General features: G+C 68.3%; 17 protein-coding genes. 14 read left to right on the forward strand and 3 right to left on the reverse strand.

The genetic code is table 11. The annotated features are described in order from the left end of the window. Positions 1–74: 74 nt before the first annotated feature. The 11 genes from ACFVAV_RS27455 (at position 75) to ACFVAV_RS27505 (ending at position 12,823) form a co-directional block, all read left to right on the forward strand. Positions 75–332, forward strand: coding sequence for a type II toxin-antitoxin system Phd/YefM family antitoxin (locus ACFVAV_RS27455; protein ID WP_379038359.1), 258 nt, complete (start codon positions 75–77; stop codon positions 330–332). Beyond that, positions 329–583 (forward strand): Txe/YoeB family addiction module toxin, encoded by a 255-nt coding sequence (locus ACFVAV_RS27460; RefSeq protein WP_379038361.1) that lies wholly within the window; start codon positions 329–331, stop codon positions 581–583. The genes ACFVAV_RS27455 and ACFVAV_RS27460 overlap by 4 nt, the downstream gene beginning before the upstream one ends. A 315-nt stretch (positions 584–898) precedes the next feature. Then, positions 899–1,432: a hypothetical protein gene (locus ACFVAV_RS27465; protein WP_379038363.1), complete on the forward strand. Its 534-nt coding sequence runs from the start codon at positions 899–901 to the stop codon at positions 1,430–1,432. A 630-nt stretch (positions 1,433–2,062) separates the two neighbouring features. After that, positions 2,063–2,398, forward strand: coding sequence for a hypothetical protein (locus tag ACFVAV_RS27470; RefSeq protein ID WP_379038365.1), 336 nt, complete (start codon positions 2,063–2,065; stop codon positions 2,396–2,398). A 325-nt stretch (positions 2,399–2,723) separates the two neighbouring features. Then, positions 2,724–3,221, forward strand: coding sequence for a hypothetical protein (locus ACFVAV_RS27475; protein WP_379038367.1), 498 nt, complete (start codon positions 2,724–2,726; stop codon positions 3,219–3,221). A 420-nt stretch (positions 3,222–3,641) separates the two neighbouring features. After that, entirely contained in the window at positions 3,642–4,583 is a 942-nt protein-coding gene (locus tag ACFVAV_RS27480; protein ID WP_379038369.1) for a methionyl-tRNA formyltransferase, read from the forward strand. Between the two features lie 72 nt (positions 4,584–4,655). Then, positions 4,656–10,577, forward strand: a complete 5,922-nt coding sequence (locus tag ACFVAV_RS27485; protein ID WP_379038372.1) for an amino acid adenylation domain-containing protein — start codon at positions 4,656–4,658, stop codon at positions 10,575–10,577. 178 nt (positions 10,578–10,755) lie between these two features. Next, positions 10,756–10,902, forward strand: coding sequence for a hypothetical protein (locus ACFVAV_RS27490; protein WP_379038374.1), 147 nt, complete (start codon positions 10,756–10,758; stop codon positions 10,900–10,902). Further along, entirely contained in the window at positions 10,899–11,132 is a 234-nt protein-coding gene (locus ACFVAV_RS27495) for a hypothetical protein (RefSeq protein ID WP_379038376.1), read from the forward strand. Before ACFVAV_RS27490 ends, ACFVAV_RS27495 begins: the two co-directional genes overlap by 4 nt. A gap of 14 nt (positions 11,133–11,146) precedes the next feature. After that, on the forward strand, positions 11,147–11,581 hold the full coding sequence (locus tag ACFVAV_RS27500; protein ID WP_379038378.1) for a hypothetical protein: 435 nt from the start codon (positions 11,147–11,149) through the stop codon (positions 11,579–11,581). Positions 11,582–11,596: 15 nt separating this feature from the next. Continuing rightward, a complete protein-coding gene (locus tag ACFVAV_RS27505; protein WP_379038380.1) occupies positions 11,597–12,823 on the forward strand; it encodes a serine hydrolase domain-containing protein in 1,227 nt (408 codons plus the stop codon). A 92-nt stretch (positions 12,824–12,915) separates the two neighbouring features. Here ACFVAV_RS27505 and ACFVAV_RS27510 read toward each other — a convergent pair whose 3' ends face one another. Next, positions 12,916–13,800: an alpha/beta fold hydrolase gene (locus ACFVAV_RS27510; RefSeq protein ID WP_379038382.1), complete on the reverse strand. Its 885-nt coding sequence runs from the start codon at positions 13,798–13,800 to the stop codon at positions 12,916–12,918. Between the two features lie 109 nt (positions 13,801–13,909). Between ACFVAV_RS27510 and ACFVAV_RS27515 the strand changes: the two genes are divergently transcribed. After that, positions 13,910–17,128 carry a BTAD domain-containing putative transcriptional regulator gene (locus ACFVAV_RS27515; RefSeq protein ID WP_379038384.1) on the forward strand — a complete coding sequence of 1,073 codons (3,219 nt, stop codon included), beginning with the start codon at positions 13,910–13,912 and terminating at the stop codon, positions 17,126–17,128. Positions 17,129–17,231: 103 nt separating this feature from the next. Here the strand turns inward: ACFVAV_RS27515 and ACFVAV_RS27520 are convergent, their stop codons facing one another. Continuing rightward, complete coding sequence (locus tag ACFVAV_RS27520; protein ID WP_379038386.1) at positions 17,232–17,792, reverse strand: dihydrofolate reductase family protein; 561 nt, start codon at positions 17,790–17,792, stop codon at positions 17,232–17,234. Between the two features lie 51 nt (positions 17,793–17,843). Beyond that, complete coding sequence (locus tag ACFVAV_RS27525) at positions 17,844–18,431, reverse strand: TetR/AcrR family transcriptional regulator (protein ID WP_379038388.1); 588 nt, start codon at positions 18,429–18,431, stop codon at positions 17,844–17,846. A gap of 77 nt (positions 18,432–18,508) precedes the next feature. On the opposite strand from ACFVAV_RS27525, the gene ACFVAV_RS27530 reads away from it, so the two are divergent. Then, the gene (locus tag ACFVAV_RS27530; protein WP_379038390.1) at positions 18,509–18,679 is read left to right on the forward strand and encodes a hypothetical protein; all 171 of its coding nucleotides are present in this window, start codon (positions 18,509–18,511) and stop codon (positions 18,677–18,679) included. An 18-nt stretch (positions 18,680–18,697) separates the two neighbouring features. Beyond that, on the forward strand, positions 18,698–19,216 hold the full coding sequence (locus tag ACFVAV_RS27535) for an anthrone oxygenase family protein (RefSeq protein ID WP_379038392.1): 519 nt from the start codon (positions 18,698–18,700) through the stop codon (positions 19,214–19,216). Positions 19,217–19,235: the final 19 nt, after the last annotated feature.

Here is a 19,235-nt window from a genome sequence, read left to right on the forward strand (position 1 = left end):
GTGCCTGTTTCAGCGTATCAAGTTGTACGGAAAAGCGGTACAGTACAAGTATCTCGTACAAGGATGGGAGTCCGATGACAGATACCGTGTCTGCCAGCGAAGCGCGGAACAAGCTGTTCCCGCTCATCGAAGAGGTCAACAACGACCGCACCGCGATCCGCATCACCAGCAAGAAGGGCAACGCCGTCTTGCTGAGTGAGGAGGAATTCAACTCGATGCAGGAAACGCTGTACCTGCTGCGTTCACCTGCCAACGCGGCCAGATTGGCGCAGGGTATCGCGCAGGCGGAGTCGGGGGATGTTGTGGAGTTCCGGCCAGAAGGGGACCGATGAGAGTCGTCTTCGTCAAGGTCGCTTGGGAAGATTACACACATTGGGTCAGTACCGACCGGAAGGTCGCAATCCGCATCAACCGCCTGATCGACGACATCGCCCGCGATCCCTTCAACGGTCTCGGCAAGCCTGAGCCGCTGCGAGGCGACAAGTCGGGTTATTGGTCACGTCGCATAGATAGTGAGCACAGGCTGGTCTATTCAGTCTCGGGGGAGACTGCCACGGTCGTGCAGGCTGGGTACCACTACTGAACTCCCGATCACCGTGCTGGCACAGGGTGCGGTCAGGGCAGCCGGTCGATCACCGTGGCGCTTGTTCGATTCGAGCCAGGGGCCGTCTGAGGTGGAGGTGTCCCGAGCCTGCTCGAGCCGTCAAAGGCCGGAACCGTTTGCGCCCTAACACTTACCCAGCCCGGCACCTGCCAGCCGAACGCTCTGATCTGCCGAGTTCGTGAGTCGCCTCGGACCTTGCTGGCTTCCTAAAACGGCGCTCTGTCAGCATGTTCGTTCGGCGGCGTGCCTTCGGCGTCGGTAAGAGCGATAGCTTTGGTTGTGCTTACAGTGATGATGAACGACCGAGCGGCGAGGGTGCTCGGTGTGCGGGGCGGATTCGACGGCCTGGATCCAGAAGGGAGCTTGGCGGCCGGCTTGCGGACGTGGGTGGATGGCGGGATCGAATGCCGCGGCGAGGTGGTGTGCTGGGGCCCGGTTCCCGCGCACGCTGACGACGCGCTGGGGCGGGCCTTCGATCTAACCGGCTGGGAATGTTCTCATACCAGCTTCCACCTCGAAGATTTTGTGCCCGTTGAGACTACGTGTGCCGAGGGACCGATCATCAGTGTCGACGCGCAGCGAACCCTGCTTCGGCAAGGGATCGCACTTGCGCGGGAGGTCGGGCGCCTGGCTGAAGACCTGGACACGCCGATTCCGCTGCGATGCATCATCGCGACCAACGAAACCAATGGCACGTTCAGGTTTCATCGGATCCGGCCCGATGAAAGCTGGCTGGTCGACGACCTCGACAGCTATGTCGGAGACCACGTAGTTGTCATCGACTTTTTCCCTCGGCCCGATCCCTCCCTTCCGCAGAACGATCACTAGCGCTACCGCGACTGATGTGCCTGCCGCTGATCCGCAGCTCCCGCACAATCACCACCCAGACTCAGCCGAACCTGTCCGTTCACGGGCTTGGAACCAAGCACAGTCGGTGAACGTCCCCGAGTTGTAGAGAGCCACTCGCCACACAAAGTGGTTGCCGAATTCGGCTATATAGAGTCAAGGGTGCTTGCGGCGGGGCATGCGCGCCCGCCGCCGCGCTGCAACGCGCAGCGCGTGACAAAGGGCGAGTCGCGCCCGTCGGCGCGTCGGTGGCACAACTGTGCCAGACCGTGGCGGCTTTCTCCTATCTGGCTGCTTTCTGCCTTCACCCGAGCAGTGCTGGGTGCGACGCGAGCCGTACCCGACTGTCTCTCCCGCGGCTTCTGACGGATCGGCCGGCATCGTGCCAGTCGACCGGCTGTGGCCGTGCCAGCCCCCTGCACCACCGCACCCTCCACAACCGTCTTCCCTGAGTACGACTTCGGCCCGCTTCACTTCCTGGCCGCCGTCAGCGAAGCTAGTAGCGGGTCGCCAACGACGTCGACCCCCCCGGCCGGGACACCCTGCCCGGCGAATTGCTGAACAGAATCCGCCGGAGCGCGCGCGTTGGGTGCCTGGGCCTAGGCTTTCTTGGTGCCCAAGATCATGTTGTCCAACCCTCACTCAGACAAGGCGCTCGTGGTCTGGGTCGAACCATGGGGGAGGGACTACTGGATGAATCCAGGAGATGAGCTCACCTTCGATTTCGACGAGGCCGACTACGCCGAGAACATGATCGGCAAGGACAACGGACACTTCCTGGTGTCGTGGCTGGACGACGGAATCGTGGTCTGGCCAGCCTCCCGCTACGGCAGCACTGTTCGCGACCAATCAGGCACCGAGCTCGATTGCGGTCACCAACGCCCAGCACACGTAGACCTTGCCTGGCGAGAAGCCGGGAACTTCGGCAAGCGCGACCAGCGCCAGTAGCGAGATGCGCCACGTGGTGAATTGCTGAACGGAATCCGCGGTGAGGTCGGTGGTATCGCGACCGGTGGCCGCGTGGCCTGGTCTGGGTTGGCCTGCATTGTGATCCCGCGCCCCTCACGCCTCAAAGGCGCTAGCGCGTCAGCTGCGCTGATGAACCTTCGTCCACCCTTGGCCTGCGAGCCTCTGCGCGAGACAGGCAGGCCTTATCGGGCAGGCGGTGAGTCGGCCCCTGCATGCGCACCCCAGCCCAGAACAGGGCCAGTCGTGGTCCGGATCGCCCTGTGCGTAAGGAGATTCAACCCACAGGCCCGTAAAGTCAGCTGTTGTGATCACTGCCTTGATAGCCATCGCTGGCACACTCCTCGGTGCGGCTGCCACCCACTATTTCCAGCGAGTCAACGCAGACAGAACCGTGCGTCAGAACTTCGCGGAGCGCCTGCGACAGGACCGGCTTACCGCATACCATGCGTTCGCGACCTCAGTCATCGAGTATCGCCATGAGCAGATCGAACGGTGGCACCGGCTCAATCGGGACCCCGACGCAGAAGCGAACATGCGGTCCGAGGCGTACGACAAGAAGGCGGCCGTCAGGTCTCAGATCCTCAGGATCAAGCTCCTAACGAGCGATGAGGCACTGATCCGACTTGCTGAGGAAGCCATAGATGCGTCAAGGGACATCCAGCGAAGTGGGACCGGCCCAGGGGCACCTGGGGAGCACGAAGGGCGCTACTTGCGGGCAACCGCCGCTATCGACGCGTTTGTTCGGCACGCCGGGAGCGGCATACAGAATCACTCAGCGGGGAATCTAACGGAATTGAGATGAGCCAGGGTCTTGGCGGAGCTCCGAGAAATCGGCTGCGGTACGTAGGGGCCTGGCATGCACCAGATGTGCGCACCCCAACTCAGAGCAGGGCTAACTGGTGCACGTAACGACCCACCCGCTACTTTCCCACGACAAAGCCAGGCGATTCAGGCATACAACGCCGTAGCCGCCATCATAAGTCTCCGAAGCGTCCTCGCGGTCTCCGAAGGAACTGTGCGGTGGGGCGGGGAGTCCGGCGACTTCGACTGGGACGCAACGGCGTCGTTGCCATCGGGTAGCTGGTGGGGCTACCTCCGGTGCCGTGCCACTTGAGGACGCGGACCGGAAGCGGTCGTTTGTCCAGGTAGGGGCACGTACCGGGATCGGCGGCGCCTGATCGGTGAGGTAAGGTAAGCCTACGCAAATTCGAGAGGCTAGTTCATGCGCATCGTGTCGTTCGGCTTTCAGACTTGGGGTCGCAAGACCCTGCAGGCACTCATCGATTCCGATCACGAGGTGGTCCTCGCGGTCACCCATCCGGCCACGGAATCCTCTTACAAGGCGATCTGGAACGATTCGGTCGAGGAACTGGCCGCCGAGCACGGTATTCCGGTGCATCTGACCGAGCGCGCGGATACCGAGACCATCGAACTGGTCAAGCATGCCGAACCCGATGTGATCGTGGTGAACAGCTGGTACACCTGGATGCCTGCCGAGCTGTACGACCTGCCGCCGCTCGGCACGTTGAATCTGCACGACTCGCTGCTGCCCAAGTTCACCGGCTTCTCCCCGGTGCTGTGGGCGCTGATCAGCGGGGCCGAGGAATTCGGCCTCACCGTTCATCGGATGGACGAACAGCTCGACACCGGCGACATCCTGATCCAGAAGCGCCTGCCGATCCCCGCCGGCGCCACCGGCACGGAACTCGTCCTCGCCGGCATGGAATTGATTCCGGGTGCGGTGCACGAGGCCCTTGCCGCACTGACCGGCGGTACCGCGGTATGGACGCCGCAGGACAAGACCGAGCGCACCTACTTCCACAAGCGCTCCGATCGTGACAGCCGGATCGACTGGTCCTGGGACGCGGTCGACCTGGAACGCTTCGTGCGGGCGCTGTCGGCGCCGTACCCGCGCGCCTATTCGCACTATCGCGGGCAGCGCATCGAGGTGCTGGAGGCGATGATCTCCGAAGCTCGCTACGGCGGCACCGCGGGGCGGGTCATCGTTCAGGAAGGCGGCGGCGCGGTCGTCTGCGGCGCGCAGCCGCACCGCGGCGGCAACCCCGCGTTGGTCATCACGCGGGTCCGGACCGCTGACGGCGCCGAACACGACGGCACCGAATTCTTCGCCCGCGGCGGCTATCTCACCGACGACCCCGCCTGAGGTCGCATCCCCCGAGGTGGCCCGCGCACGCGTGGCCGCCGGTTCGTTCGTTTCCCCAGTACCAGAGGCACCATGACGCACCCTGATCCGACCCCTGCTGTCCGACCGCTCACCGCGGCACAACGCGAGGTGTGGTTCGCTCAGCAGCTACTCGGGCCGGTGCCGTTGACCGTGGCGCAGTACGTGGATCTGAACGGGCCACTCGACCTCGAGATCTATCAGCGCGCGGCCCGCAGCGCCGCGCGCGATCTCGGCGCCTACCTGCGGTTCACCACCGTCGACGGCGAGCCTGGGCAGTTGCTCGATCCCGGTGTCGACGATCGCATCGCCGTCCGGGACTGCGCGGCCGAACCCGATCCGTGGGCCGCGGCGATGGCGTGGATGCGCGCCGATCAGTGTGCACCATTCGATCTCGCCGTCGATCCTCCCATCGTGACCACCGTGCTGCGGCTGGGCGCGCAGCGCCACCTGGTGTACACGCGGGCGCACCACGTGGCGCTCGACGGATACGGTGCAATTCGGTTGCAGCATGTGCTGGCTCGTCACTACGAGGCAGCGCTGGCCGGGGCGCCGGCGCCCTCGGTGCCGGTGGATTCGACGGCGGTACTGGCCGAGGCCGAGGCGACCTATCGGGCGTCCCGGCGGTACGCGATCGACCGGGAGTACTGGCGCGGGCGGATCGACGAGCTGCCCGCATCGGTCAGCCTGGCGGCACGGTCCGGTGATCCCGACCCGTTGCCGATCCATGCCCGCGTCGAACTCCCGGAATCGTTGGTCGCCCAGCTGCGCGACCGGGGAGGTTTCCCCGGCAACACGGTGGTGCTGGTGGCGGCGTTCGCCGCGTTCCTCGGTCGGCTCACCGATGCCGATCCGGTGACGCTGAGCCTGCCGGTCACCGGGCGTACGGTCGCCAAGCTGCGTGAATGTGGCGGCATGACCTCCAATATCGTGCCGTTGAGCTGCTCGGGTGACACCGTCGGCAGCGTCATCGCCAGTGCCGGTGCCGGGTTGAGCGGAGCGCTGCGTCATCAGCGCTACCGCGGCGCCGACATGGTGCGTGACAGCGGACGGCAGGCGCGATCGCTGAGCTTCGGACCGGCGGTCAACATCATGAACTTCCACACCGAGCAGGTGCTGGGGGAGGCGCGCGGCACGATCCACCTGCTGTCGACCGGACCGGTCGACGATCTCGCGCTCAACGTGTATCCGGTCGACGATTCCCGGTTGCGGGTCGAGTTCGAAGCCAATCGCCATCGTTACACCAGTACGGAGGTCACCGCGCACCTGGACCGCTTCGTCGGCTTCCTCACCGCGTTCGCGTCGGCGGCCGACGATGTCCCGATCGCCGAGTTGCCGGTGCTCACCGGCTCCGAATGGGAACAGCTGGTTCCGTGGCGCGGTCCGGAGGCGAGGACACCGGCGACACTGAGCGAGCTGATCGCGGCCGCCGTCGCCGAGAACCCGGACGGCACCGCTGTCGTCTACGACGAAAAGCGCTGGACCTACCGCGAATTCGACGCGTGGACCGACCGCATCGCCGATACCCTCCAAGCGGCGGGCGCCGGCCCGGAGACGTTGGTCGCGATGGTCATGGAACGGTCCGCCGCGTCGGTGGGCGCCGTGTGGGCCATCGCCAAGACCGGCGCCGGGTTCGTCCCGATCGATGCCGGATACCCCGCCGAGCGCATCGCGCACATACTGGGCGACTGCGGCGCCACGCTGGGCGTGACCACCGCCGGGCAGCGCTCGAATCTGCCGGACTCGGTGGGCTGGACGATCGTGGACGTCGCAGGGCCTGCCGACGAAGAGACCGCTGCGACCGCGCCGCGCACGCGGCCGGCGATCCGCCCCGAACATCCGGCCTACCTCATCTACACCTCCGGCTCGACCGGCGTACCCAAGGGTGTGCTGGTGACCCACGGCGGGCTGGCGAACCTCGCGGCCGAACGCCGCGATCGGTACGCGCTGCGGCCGGGCGCGCGCACGCTGCACCATGCCTCCCCCGGCTTCGACATGGCGGTCGGGGAGATCCTGTGCGGGCTGGCGGGCGCGGCGACGCTGGTCGTGGCGCCCCGCTATGTGATGGCCGGACCGGATCTGGCCCAGCTCATCCGGCGCGAACGACTGACCAACGCCATCATCACTCCGGCGGTGCTGGCCACCTTGGATCCTGAGACGCTGCCCGACCTGCGGGTACTCGGGGTCGGCGGCGAGGCGATTCGCCCCGACCTGGTCGCGGCGTGGTCGCGAACCCGGCTGATGCGCAACGGTTACGGCCCCACCGAAGCCACCGACATCGCCACCATCGCCGAGCTCGAGCCGGACCGCGCGGTCACCATCGGCGCGCCCCTGCGCGGGTTTCACGCGCTGGTGCTGGACGCCCGGTTGCGACCGGTTCCGCCCGGGGTGATCGGCGAGCTCTACATCGGCGGCCCGGCGCTCGCCCGCGGCTATCACGGCAAGCACGCGCTCACCGCGGCCCGGTTCGTCGCCGACCCGTTCGGCCTGCCCGGCGGCCGGGTTTACCGCACCGGCGACCTCGTCACCGTCACCCCGGGACCCGACCCGGAACTGATCTACCACGGCCGCAGTGATTTCCAGATCAAGGTCCGTGGGCATCGCATCGAGCCGGGTGAGATCGAGACCACGCTCACCGGACTCCCCGGCGTCGGCCGCGCGGCCGTCACCGCGCACGAGGATGGCCGCGGAACCCATCTGGTGGCCTATCTGGTGCCGGACGGGCCACTCGAGGTGGAGGTGGTGCGAGCACGGATCGCCGACAGCCTGCCCCCGTATCTGCGGCCGAGCGCCTACCTCGTCCTCGACACCTTGCCGTTGACACCCAACGGCAAGCTCGACAGCCGCCGGTTGCCCGCACCGGTGTTCGCCCACAACGGTGCCCGGGCCGCCACCACGCCCGCGGAGCAGGCCGTCGCGGCCGCCATGGCCGAGGTACTTTCGGTCGATTCGCCCGGTGCCGACGACGACTTCTTCGGGATCGGCGGCACCTCGCTCACCGCCACCGCACTCGCGGCCCAGCTCGGCGTCGATGTCCGCGCTGTCTTCGACGCGCCGACCGTCGCGGCGCTGGCCGTGCGGCTGGGCGACCCCGACCGTGCCGCCGTGCCCGCACCGGTGGCGGGCCCGCGGCCCGAACACCTCGCCCCCGCGCCCGCGCAGCTGCGGATGTGGCTGCTGAATCAGCTGTACCGGGACTCGTCGGCGTATCACCTGCCGATCGTGCTGCGCCTGTCCGGCCCGTTGGACGAGGCGGCGCTGGCTGCCGCGGCACGGGATGTGGTGCAGCGGCACGAGGTACTGCGCACGGTGTACCCCGACAGCAGTACCGGGCCGCGGCTGCGCATCCTGTCCGCCGACGACGCCCTGGCGAACACGCCGCTCGTTGCCCGTCCCCTCGTGCCGGCGGAGCTGGACGCCGAACTCGCGGTGACGATCGCCGCGCCGTTCGACGTCACCACCGAGGCACCCATCCGGCTGGCATTGTGGCGCCTGAGCGCCGATGAGCACGTGCTGGCGTTGGTCGCCCACCACATCGCCGCCGACGGCTGGTCGCACGGCCCGCTCGTCGCCGACCTGTCCGCGGCCTACACCGCGCGGGCCGCGGGTGGCCGGCCGCACTGGGACCCGCTGCCCCTGCAATACGCCGACTACGCCCTGTGGCAGCACAGCAGGCTCGGCGACCGGCGCGACCCGCAGTCGCCTGCCGCGCGTCAGCTCGCGCATTGGGTGCGGGCGCTCGGCGACGCGCCCGCCCGCCTGCCGCTGCCGACCGACCGGATCCGCGCCCGCGGTGCCGGTCGACCCGGCGGCGGCGAAGGCGGGAGGGTCGAATTCGAGATCTCAGCAGCGACCGCGGCGGCGCTGGCCGACCTGGCCCGGCACCACGACGCGACTCCGTTCATGGCCGGATATGCGGCATTCACCGTGCTCCTCGGCCACCTCGCCGGTGCGACCGACGTGACTGTCGGCACCCCGGTGGCCGGTCGCGGTCATCCGGCACTGGATCGCCTGGTCGGCATGTTCGTCAACACGCTGCCGCTGCGCCTGACCATCGACCCGCAGGAGAGCTTCACCGCCGTGCTGTCGCGCGCGCGGGAGGTCACCCTCGGCGCGCTCAGCAATGCCGATGTGCCCTTCGATCACATCGTGGAGGCGGTCAATCCACCTCGGGACGACACCGCGCACCCGCTGTTCGAGGCGGTGTTCTCCTATGAGAACCTGCCGGCGCTGCCGGCGCTGCACCTGGGCGCGGTCGAGGTGAGCGCGCTCGACATTCCTTGGCGAACAACACATTTCGATCTCTCGCTGACATTGCGTGAGCAGCCGGGAACGGGTGGCCTGGCGGCCGGCTTCCAGTACGCCACCGACCTCTACGACCTGGCCACGGTGGAGGGCTTCGCGGCGCGGTTCCACCACATCCTCGCCGCGATCGTCGCGCACCCCGAGGCCACGATCGAGCAGCTGTGCGAGGTCGTCACGTCCGGGTTCGGCACGCCCGGACGGATTGTCGAGCACACCGCGCAGCACGCGGCGCTGCCCGCGACGTCCGTCGAGCCCGCCACCGTGCGCGAGCTCGCCGTGGCCCGGGTGTTCGCCCAGGTGCTGGAACGCGACTCGATCGGGGTCGAGGAGAATTTCTTCACTCTCGGTGGCACCTCACTGCTGGTGTTCACATTGCGCGCCGAACTGCGCAGCCGGCTCGGCATCGATGCCGACCCGCGAACCCTGTTCGAGGCGCCGACGCCACGCGCGGTGACAGCGGCGGTCTCGGCGGAGTCGCTCGCGGCCACGGAGGCGCACTGGACTGCGACGCTGGCCGCCGATGCGTGCCTGGATCCGGCGATCACGGTCCCCGCGGAGTTCACGCCTGCCCCGACCGACCCCGCCGCGGTCCTGCTGACCGGTGCAACCGGTTTCGTGGGCATTCATCTCTTGCGGGAGCTGCTGGACCGCACCTCGTCGCGCATCTGGTGCCTGGTGCGCGCCGACGACGCCGATACGGTGTACCGCAGGCTCGGCGCGACGCTGGAGCGCTACGGGCTCGACCGAGACGGGCTCGAGCGGGTCGTCGCCGTGCCCGGTGACCTGGCCGCGCCGCAGTTCGGCCTCGCCGACGAGGCCTGGGCGGAACTGGCCGAGCGCATCGAGGTGATCTACCACAACGGTGCCCGCGTCAATCATCTCGAATCCTATGCGACCCTGCGGGCGGCCAATATCGCCGGAACCGTGGACATTCTGCGGCTGGCGGTGGACACCCGGGTGAAGACCCTGCACTACGTGTCCACGGTGTCGGCCGCGGTCGCCACGGGACACACCGGTGTCGTCGCCGAGGACACGGCGATCACCGTGGACCAGGTTCCGCGCAACGGGTACCTGGCCACCAAGTGGGTGGCCGAACAGCTCGTCGTGGCGGCAGCCGAACGGGGGCTGCCGGTCGCGGTGCACCGGCCTGGCCTGGTCGCCGGGGCGATCGGCAGCGGCGCGATCAGCACCGACGACGCGTTCTGGACGCTGATCCGGTCGGCGGCGCACCTGGGTGTCGCACCCGATATCGAGAATGCCGACGTCACGTTGGCCCCGGTGGACTACGTGGCACGCGCCCTGGTCGCGCTGGCGACCTCCCGGCAGCCGCGTGGGGAGGTCTATCACCTCGTCAACAGTGCGCCGACCGGAGTCGGCGACATCCTGAATACCCTGCGCCGCAGTGGGTTTCCCATCGAGACGGTGACGGTCGAGACCGCCGCCGACCGGCTGACCGGTCAGCTGTCGCGGCACCCCGACCTGATGCGTGCGGCACTGATCGCCGAGAACTATCTCAACGGTGGAGGTGATGCCCTGCTCGTCGACGACACCGGCACCAGGGCCGTCCTCGCCGAGCTGGGCGTGCAGTGTCCCCGCATCGACGACGCCGTGCTGCTGCGCTACGTGGAAGGATTCATCGCCGCCGGGCTGCTGCCTACGCCGATCGGCTGATTCCCCTGCGTGGCCTCGGTCTGGCTGGACATCGATAGGTAGTACTGCCCGGGAAATTGGGGTAGCCGTGTACTCGCGTCGGCGTGCGCACATCCTCGTACTTTGAGAGCGGCCAGAAAATCTGAGGCTGACGTGGCGTTGGGGACATCGGAAGCCGCTCGGGAATCGAGGAGCACGCATGTCCACCGCACTCACCACGCTGTCGTCGCCCAAAGGCAAACCGCTGACTTTGATCGGGGACGCGAAGGTCTCACCGAACTCGGTGTACCCGCGCGTCGAACCGCCGCGCGGCGACGAACTCGGCCCTGTCCTCGAGATCCGATGAGCACGGTCGCCTATCTCGCGCTCCCGAATGGCGGATACGCCGGGTCCGCGACGATGGTCGGGCCGTCGACCGCCGTGACCGCAGCGCACGTCGTACACAACGGATGGCCCTACGTCGTCGGCGTGCTCCGCGGTCCCACCGGCGCGCTCGGAGACGACACCAAGCCCAATTTCGGACGGCGCATGACCCGCGATGTCTTCGACTTCATCGTCGCGTATTCGGCTCTGTAGGAAGAGGAATCATCATGTCCGACATCATCTCCGCCGAGCCGGTAGCCGGCGTCGCGTTCGAATCGGTCGTACCCGTGGAGAAGCCGCTGCAGACCGATCTGTCGGTGCTGCCCGAACTGCTCGAGGTCGATCTGCTGGTGCGCGCGGCCGAGGCTCGCGCCGAGTTCAATGTCGACGGATCAGGCATGACAGTCGCCGTTCTCGATACCAGGCTCCGCACCACACGTCGCGAGGTCGGCACTGATCGAAGCAGGCATCGACCGTTCGAGGAGGTAGGCCGGAATTCGTCTTCGGAGACAAATTCACCGGATGTATTTCTTCGTTCGAGAGGAATTCGGCCGGATGGGCGTCGGGGGACTGCCGGGGGCTCGAAATGCCTATTGATCTCGGGTAACGTAAAACCTCCGGCTGATTTCGGGCAGCGACCCGAAGCGGTTTGTCAATGGTGACATGTGAGGTTCTTTATGCGTGGAGCATCGTCCCGTCCGGGGCCGTCGGGCACTTCCCTCCGGGGGAGTGCCGCACCCCAGTTCCAGGAAGCCATCGACCGGTTCGGGCGGTTGTTCGACGGTGGGCGAGGTGGGGGCGCGCTGGCGGTGTACCAGCACGGGCGGCGGGTTGTCGACGTGTGGGCAGGGTGCGCGGATGCCGCCGGGGTGGTGCCGTGGCAGGAGAACACGGCGGCGTTGTCGTACTCGACGTCCAAGGGTGTCACCTCCACGGTGCTGCATGTGCTGGCCGAGCGCGGGCTGGTGGACTATCGGGCGCCGGTCGCGGAGTACTGGCCGGAGTTCGGTGCGAACGGGAAGGCGGGCATCACCGTCGCGGAGGCGATGAGTCACCGGGCGGGGTTGTCGCGGATCGGCGTCTTCGCCCGTACCGCCGACGAACTCGCCGACCATGAGCTGATCGAGGAACGTCTCGCCGCCGCGTCGCCGGACCGATTCCGCGGTTTCCCCGCCTACCACGCGATTTCGTACGGAACCATCATCGCGGGGATCGCCAGGGCGGTGACCGGCAAGAGCATGGGCGAGCTGTACCGCACGGAACTGGCCGAACCACTGGGCGTGGACGGGCTGCACCTCGGGGCACCCGGGCCCGGCGCGCGCACCACCGTGGCGGGGACGCACGGATCGACCACTCCGCTCGGAATTCCCCAGGCCGACATGGTGATCCGGCTCGCCTCACGCACCCTGGTGCCCGGCGCTGGATTCCTGCGGTCGATCTACACCGAGGGCATCGACCGGCTGGCCCACGGCGCGGATCCCGCCATCCTGCGTGGTGAATTGCCCGGTGCGAACGGTGTTTTCACCGCGCGCGCCCTCGCCGCCGTCTACAACGCGATCGCGACCGAGTCGGCGCTGTTCTCGCGGAACAGGGTGCGCGCCATGGCGCGTCTGCAATCGGTGCTGCCCGATCGCAACCTGTGCCTGCCGATGGGCTGGCGGCTGGGCTATCACTCCATGCCGGTGACGGGCGCGCGGAATGCGTTCGGGCACATCGGCTTCGTCGGTTCCGGTGGCTGGGCCGATCCCGCGTCCGGGCTGGCCGTCGGGTTCGTGCACAACTGGGCGCCGGAGGCACTGCTGTTGCCGCGCGATCAGTTCGTCCTGTTCGGTCTGCTGGCCGCGGTGGTGCGCGGCGCAGGCGCGGAAGCGGGCGATCCGGTCGACCTGCCGGTGGCGGTCTGACAAGAGCCGGGTAGGGCCGCCGTCACGGCCCGAACGGCGATGCGGCGCGGGCCCGTGCGGAGGGCTCGGGCCCGCCCGCCTCGGCTCGCGCATCAGGCGTCCTTGACGGGGGCGTCGAGGAACGCGGGGATCATCGGCAGCAGCAGTTCCGGGCGGTGCGGTGCGGTGATGTGGGAGGTGCCGGGCAGGATCGCGAGTTGCGCGTTCGGCAGGCCCGCGGGGGTGTCGCCCATGATGCCGCCGCCGAAGAGGCGGAACATCTCGACGGAGTGTTCGGGCCGGACGATGTCGGAGTCCCCGATGACGGTCAGTGTCGGGGCCTTGATCGTGCGGGCGGCTTCCGGGGACACCGAGGGCATGCCGTTCAGGTCGTGGTCGAGGACCCTGGCCACCAGCTGGGGGAAGTCGTCCGGGCGGGGCGCGTTCTTCAGGTAGTCGTTGTGGAAGGTCGAGCCGTGCAGGTGCTCGGGCTTCAGTTCGTCCATGCTTTCCATCAGTCCGGGGTGCATGGCCTCGGCGCCGAGGCCGCCGGCGAGCAGGATCTGCTTGCGGACCAGGTCCGGGTGCCGCAGCGTGATGTCGAGCGCCACGCCGGCGCCCATGCTGTAGCCGAGGATGTCGGCGCGCCGGATGCCGAGCTGACCGAGCAGCGCGACGGTGTCGTCGGCCATCTGCGGCGTCCGCAGCGGACGGTCGATGTCGGCGGTGCGGCCGTGTGCCTGCTGTTCGACGGCGATGACCTCGCGGGTCTTGGACAGCTCCGGGATCAGCTCGCCGAAGTCGGTTCCGATGCCCGACAGCGCGCCGTGCAGCAGCACCAGCGGCGGCTGGTCGGTGGCGACACCGTGGCGTTCGTAGTACATGCGCAGGCCGTTGACCTCGGCGTAGGCGCCGGGTTCGACGGGTACGGCGGTCTTGCCGGACCCGCAGGCGGTGAGCAGCGCGGTGGCGGCGAGGGCGAAGGCGGTGAGTTTCATGTCGTTCTCCTGTGGTGTGTCGAACTCGTTGTGACCACAGTGCGCCCGGTGCCTTCCGGTTTGTTTACGGCCGGATTCCGGTGCGAGCGGAACCCGCTAGGGTGCGGTTATGCGTTTCGGTGTGCTCGGTCCGTTGACGGTGTGGACCGACGGCGGCGTGGTCGTACCGATCCCCGGCACCAAGGTCCGTGCCCTGCTGGCCGACCTGCTGCTCGCCGCAGGTCAGCCGGTGTCCGCCGACCGTCTGATCGACGACATCTGGGGCGAGGACCCGCCCGGCAACCCCGCGGGCACCCTGGCTGCCAAGGCGTCGCAGTTGCGGCGCGCGCTCGAGGACGCCGAGCAGGGCAGCCGGGATCTGGTGGTGTCCCCGCCGCCCGGATACCGCCTGGCGACCACGGCGGTCGACGCCCTGCGGTTCCGCGCGCTGCTGGCCGAGGCACGCACCCACACCGACACCGGCAAGCGCATCAAGACACTCACCGCGGCGCTCGAACTATGGCGCGGACCGGCTTTCGACGACTTTCGCGACGCGGAGTTCACCCGCTCGGCCATCGCCCAGCTGGAAGAGCTGCGCTTGGTCGCCGTCGAAGAACTCGCCGAAGCACGGCTCGCAGAGGGCGAATATGGTGAGGTCGCAGGCGATCTCACACGTTGCGTCACCGAACACCCCCTGCGGGAACGACTCCGCGCGGCACAGCTGCGTGCCCTGTACGGCGCGGGTCGCCAAGCGGAAGCGCTCGACAGCTACGAGGACCTGCGCAGGCAACTGGCCGACGAACTCGGACTGGACCCGAGCCCGGAACTGGTCGACCTGCACCGGTCGATCCTCGGCCAGGACCCCGGTCTCGTCGTGACCCGACCGCGGGCGGTCGTCCGCAGGCGGACGACGAACATCCCGGCGCAACGCACCGAATTGATCGGCCGCGCAGCCGATCTCGACGCGCTGGCCGATGCGGTCGGCGCATCGCGCCTGGTCTCCCTGATCGGGCCGGGCGGCGTCGGCAAGACCCGTCTCGCCACCACGACCGCGGCCGGCCTCACCGATCGCTTTCCACACGGAACCTGGCTCGTCGAGCTCGCCCCGCTCGCAGCCGAAACCACCGACGCCGACCGCATCGCCGACACGGTGGCGCAGGCCGTCGGCGTCCGCCTCGGCGACGGTGCGCAATCGTCGACGGTGGCGCTGGGGGAGGCGCTGGCCGAGCAGGAACTGCTGCTGGTGCTGGACAACTGCGAGCACATCGTCGAGCCCGCGGCCGACTTCACCGAACTGCTGCTGGGCGCGGTCCCCGGCCTGCGCATTCTCGCGACCAGCCGCGAGCAATTGCGCCTCGCCGGGGAGGACGTCGTCGCGGTCGCGCCGCTGACGGTCCCGCCGAGCGGTGGCGATGTGGCGGCGATCGCGCAGTCGAACGCAGTGCGGCTCTTCGTGACTCGTGCGCGAGCGGGCGCTCGGGATTTCGTGCTCGACGCCGGGAACGCCGATGCGGTCGCGACCCTGTGCCGCAGGCTCGACGGCATCCCGCTCGCCCTCGAACTGGCCGCGACCAGGGTCCGCGCGCTCGGCGTGCACGAGATGGTGGCCCGGCTCGACGACCGGTTCCGTCTGCTTGCCACCGGTCATCGCGGCGCGCCGCCACGTCAGCAGACCCTCGCGGCGATGATCAATTGGAGCTGGGGACTGCTCGACGAGGACGAACGACTGGTCCTGCGCCGGCTGGCGGTGCACGCGGGCGGCTGCACACTCGAGGCAGCTGAATCCGTCTGTGCCGCCGTAGTTCCCGACGCGGAGATCGATCCGTCCATGGTCGCCGACGTGATCGCACGGCTGGTCGACCGATCGCTGGTCCAGCAGAGCGGGCGGCGGTACCGGCTGCTCGAGTCGGTGGCGGCGTTCAGCGCGGACCGCCTGGCCGAGGCGGGGGAAGAAGCCGCGGTGCGCCGGGCGCATCACGCGTACTACCGCGCACTGGCCGAACGCGCGGCACCGGAACTATACGGCGCCGATCAGCAGCGATGGCTGCGCCGGCTCGACAGCGAAGACGCGAATCTGCATGCGGCCCTGGAGGGTAGCGTCCGCGATGGCGACGCCGAAGCGGCCCTGCGCCTCACCGGCGCGCTGGCCTGGTACTGGCTGTTGCGCGGACGGCTCGGCCCAGCCCGCCGCTGGTTCGACGCGGCACTCGCCCTCGGCGGCACGCCGCGGCACCGTGCGCTGGTAGCGGCCTGGCGACTCACGGCCACCTTCCGGCAGGGCGACTTCACCGACGTGAGTGCGCGTCGCGCTGACGTGTCGGCCGGACTGGCGGAACTGGACCCGGCTGCGCGGGTACGTGCCGAGGTCATCCTGCTGATGTCGGCCCTGGATGCAGGCGCGGACCAGGACCTGGAAACCTCTGTACGCCAGCTCCTGTCGGAATGTGAGCAGGTCGGCGACCGCTGGAGTCGCGCGACCATCCAGGTGGCGCTGGCGAAATCCGCGCACAGCCGCGCCGACGTGGACGCCCTCGCTCGCTACGCCAAGGAAGCGGCGCGACTGTTCGCCGAACTCGGCGACCGCTGGGGCAGGCTGCAAGCCGCCGAATGGCTCGGCGGCCTAGCCGAACTGACCGGCGATCTGGGTGGCTCAGCGGACATCCACCGCGAAGCCCTCGTTCTGGCACGGGAATTGGAACTGTGGGGCCAGGCCTCGGCGCACCTGTGCTGGCTCGGCTGGATTGCCATGCAGCACACCGAATTCGACGAGGCCCGCGATTTCGCCGAGCAGGCCATGGTGTTGGCGGCCGAACAGGGCGACGGTGCGGGCCGGCTGTTCGCCTCGATCGTGTTGGCCTTCACCGCCCGTCGCGACAACAGGCCGGAGGAGGCCGAACGGCTCCTGCGTGGTCTGCTCGCAGACTCGGCCGACGACGTCGAGACGCCGCTGTTCGTGCCGATGCTCCAAGTCGAACTGGGCTATCTGCTGGAACTGTGCGGCGAACCGGCTGCCGGCCTGACCGAGCATCTGCGCGCCTTCGACGGCTCGCAGCGCATCGACGCGCCCCGCGATGCCGCCTTCGCGCTGGGCGGCGCGGCCGCGGCCACCGCCGCCCTCGGCGAATTCGACACCGCCGCACGCCTGCTCGGCGCGGCGGAAGCACTGCGGACCAGCACCGGAATGCCGCTGCTGCCCGCCGAACAGCCCGACATCGACCGGGCTACCACGACGGTCCGCACCAGGCTGGGTGCCGATATCTTCGCCGCCGCCCACGCGGCGGGCCTCGACCTGACCGCCGCCGCGGCACGCGAACTCATCGACGCCGTCGCCGCATCGCCTGTGAACTAGTCTTTCGAAATCAGCGGGCATGCGCTGAGCATTCACCAAACGCTCCTATGGTCGCGATTTCGACCGATCGGCGCGATAGCGAACGTTCAGCGGTCGGCTGAGCTCACGAAGCAGCGGGCACATATCGCAGGCCGACGATCCCGCACTCGAACCGCGTCGCGGACGCGAGCTCGAACTGCTGGTTCGCGCCGGTCGCGGCGAACACCGGGAGTCCGGCGCCGATCGCGGTCGGGTTGACGAACAGGTTCAGCTCGTCGAACAGCCCCTGCGCGATCAGGCTCGACACGAGCTCGCCGCCACCGTAGGCGATGATGTCGCCGCCGGGCCGCGCCTTCAGTTCGCGGATCGTGGCGGCCGCGTCGGCGGCGACCACCGTGTTGTCCCACGGCGATTCGGTGATGGTCCGCGAGATGACGACCTTCGGGGTCTTGTTCATGGTGTCGATCGCCTCCTGGGTCTCGTGCTCGGGCTGCGCGGCCCAGTGCGGAATGAACCCTTCGGCGAGCTTGCGGCCGAGCACGATGGTGTCGACCGGCTCGGTCAGCGCACCGATGTGGGCGGCGAGGTCGTCGCTCCACGCGAACGTCAGCCAGTCCATCTCGCCGTTCGGGCCCGCCATGAAGCCGTCGATGCTGGCCTGAACCTGGAGCTTGAACTTGCGCATGATGTGCATCCCTTCGTTGTGCTGGTGTGATGCCACTGTCGCCGAACCGCCTTACGGAATGTTTACGCTCCCGCCGACCAGCCGGAGGACACTGTCCCGCAGCGCCGTCTGCGCCTGCGGCTGCGTCATCCGACCTGCCCTGACCTCGTCGCCCGCGGCATGACTGACCGCGACGATCGCGGTGACGAGCCACTGCGGTGACACATCGCCGTCGAACTCGCCCGCCCGCTGCCCTCTGGCGACGAGACGGAGCAGCCGATAGTTGATGGGGAGCTGACGATCCTCGTCGCGCTGGCGCGCGAACGCGCCGACATGGTGGGCGAGCGGGGAGACCCGGAAGAACCGCCAGCCGACGTGGAGCATCCGCACCAGGGCATCGGTGGCCGGGCCGCTGTCCAGGTCGGCCGCCCGCATGGCTTCGTCCGCCTGTCTGGTCGTGCGATCGACGACGGCGTTGACCAGATCGTCCCGAGAAGCGAAGTGCGCGTACACGGTTTGCCTGGTCACGCCTGCTTCGGCGGCGACGGCGGCCAGCCCGGCGTCCGGTTGGGTGGCGAACAGCCGGGTGGCGGCGTCGAGCACGGCCGCCCTGCTGCGGGTGGCGTCAGCGCGTCGTTTCGGTTCTCCTGATGCGGCCAAACTCTTACACCCTTGTCAAAGTTGTGTGGCTATGTCTAACCTTTACAGCACTGTAAGAATTCTATGCCTGGAGTGTCATGGACCCCGCACCGCCCCGCTCACCCGAGCAATTCATCGCCGATTTCTTCACCGAGTACACCGCCGCCGCGCTGGATGGTGCCAACGATCCGGCCGACGTCGACCGATTCCACACGCCCGACATCGTGCAGGTCGCAGACGAGCTCACCCGCACCGTTCCCGCCGCCTGATCGCCCGAGGAGATCTCTGTGCTCGTCCGAAGCGTTCGCTCGCTCGCCCTGCTCACCACCGGACTGCTCGCCGGCGCCTTCGGCTACGGCGCCGCCAACCTCGTCCCGACCTTCGATCGAGTGCCGCTGCAGATGCGCCTCGAATTCCACACCGAACTCATGCAGAACAACAGCATCAGCATGCAGGCCACGATGGCCGCCGCCGCGCTGAGCTGCCTGGCCGCCGCCATCCTGGCGACGGGTCGGCACAGGATCGTCGCCGCCGTCGCGACGGCGCTGGTGGTTGCCTCGTTCCTCATCACGCGACTGGGCAATGTGCCGATCAACCACCGGATCAACGAGTGGGCGGTCGCTGGAGCTCCGGCGGACTACGCCACGATTCTCGCCCGCTGGGATGCGTTCCACTTCCTGCGCACCGGAACCGCGCTGGCCGCCTTTGCTCTGATCATCGCCCTCGTCGTCTGGATGCGGCGCTCGGACGAACGGCTGGCGCAGGCTCAGGTGCCGGCAACCGCGTCTTCCGGCGCTGAGCGCTAGGCGGTGCGGCAGTATTTGT

Origin of the sequence: Nocardia sp. NPDC057663, from assembly GCF_042799895.1 — a bacterium.
GTDB lineage: Bacteria > Actinomycetota > Actinomycetes > Mycobacteriales > Mycobacteriaceae > Nocardia.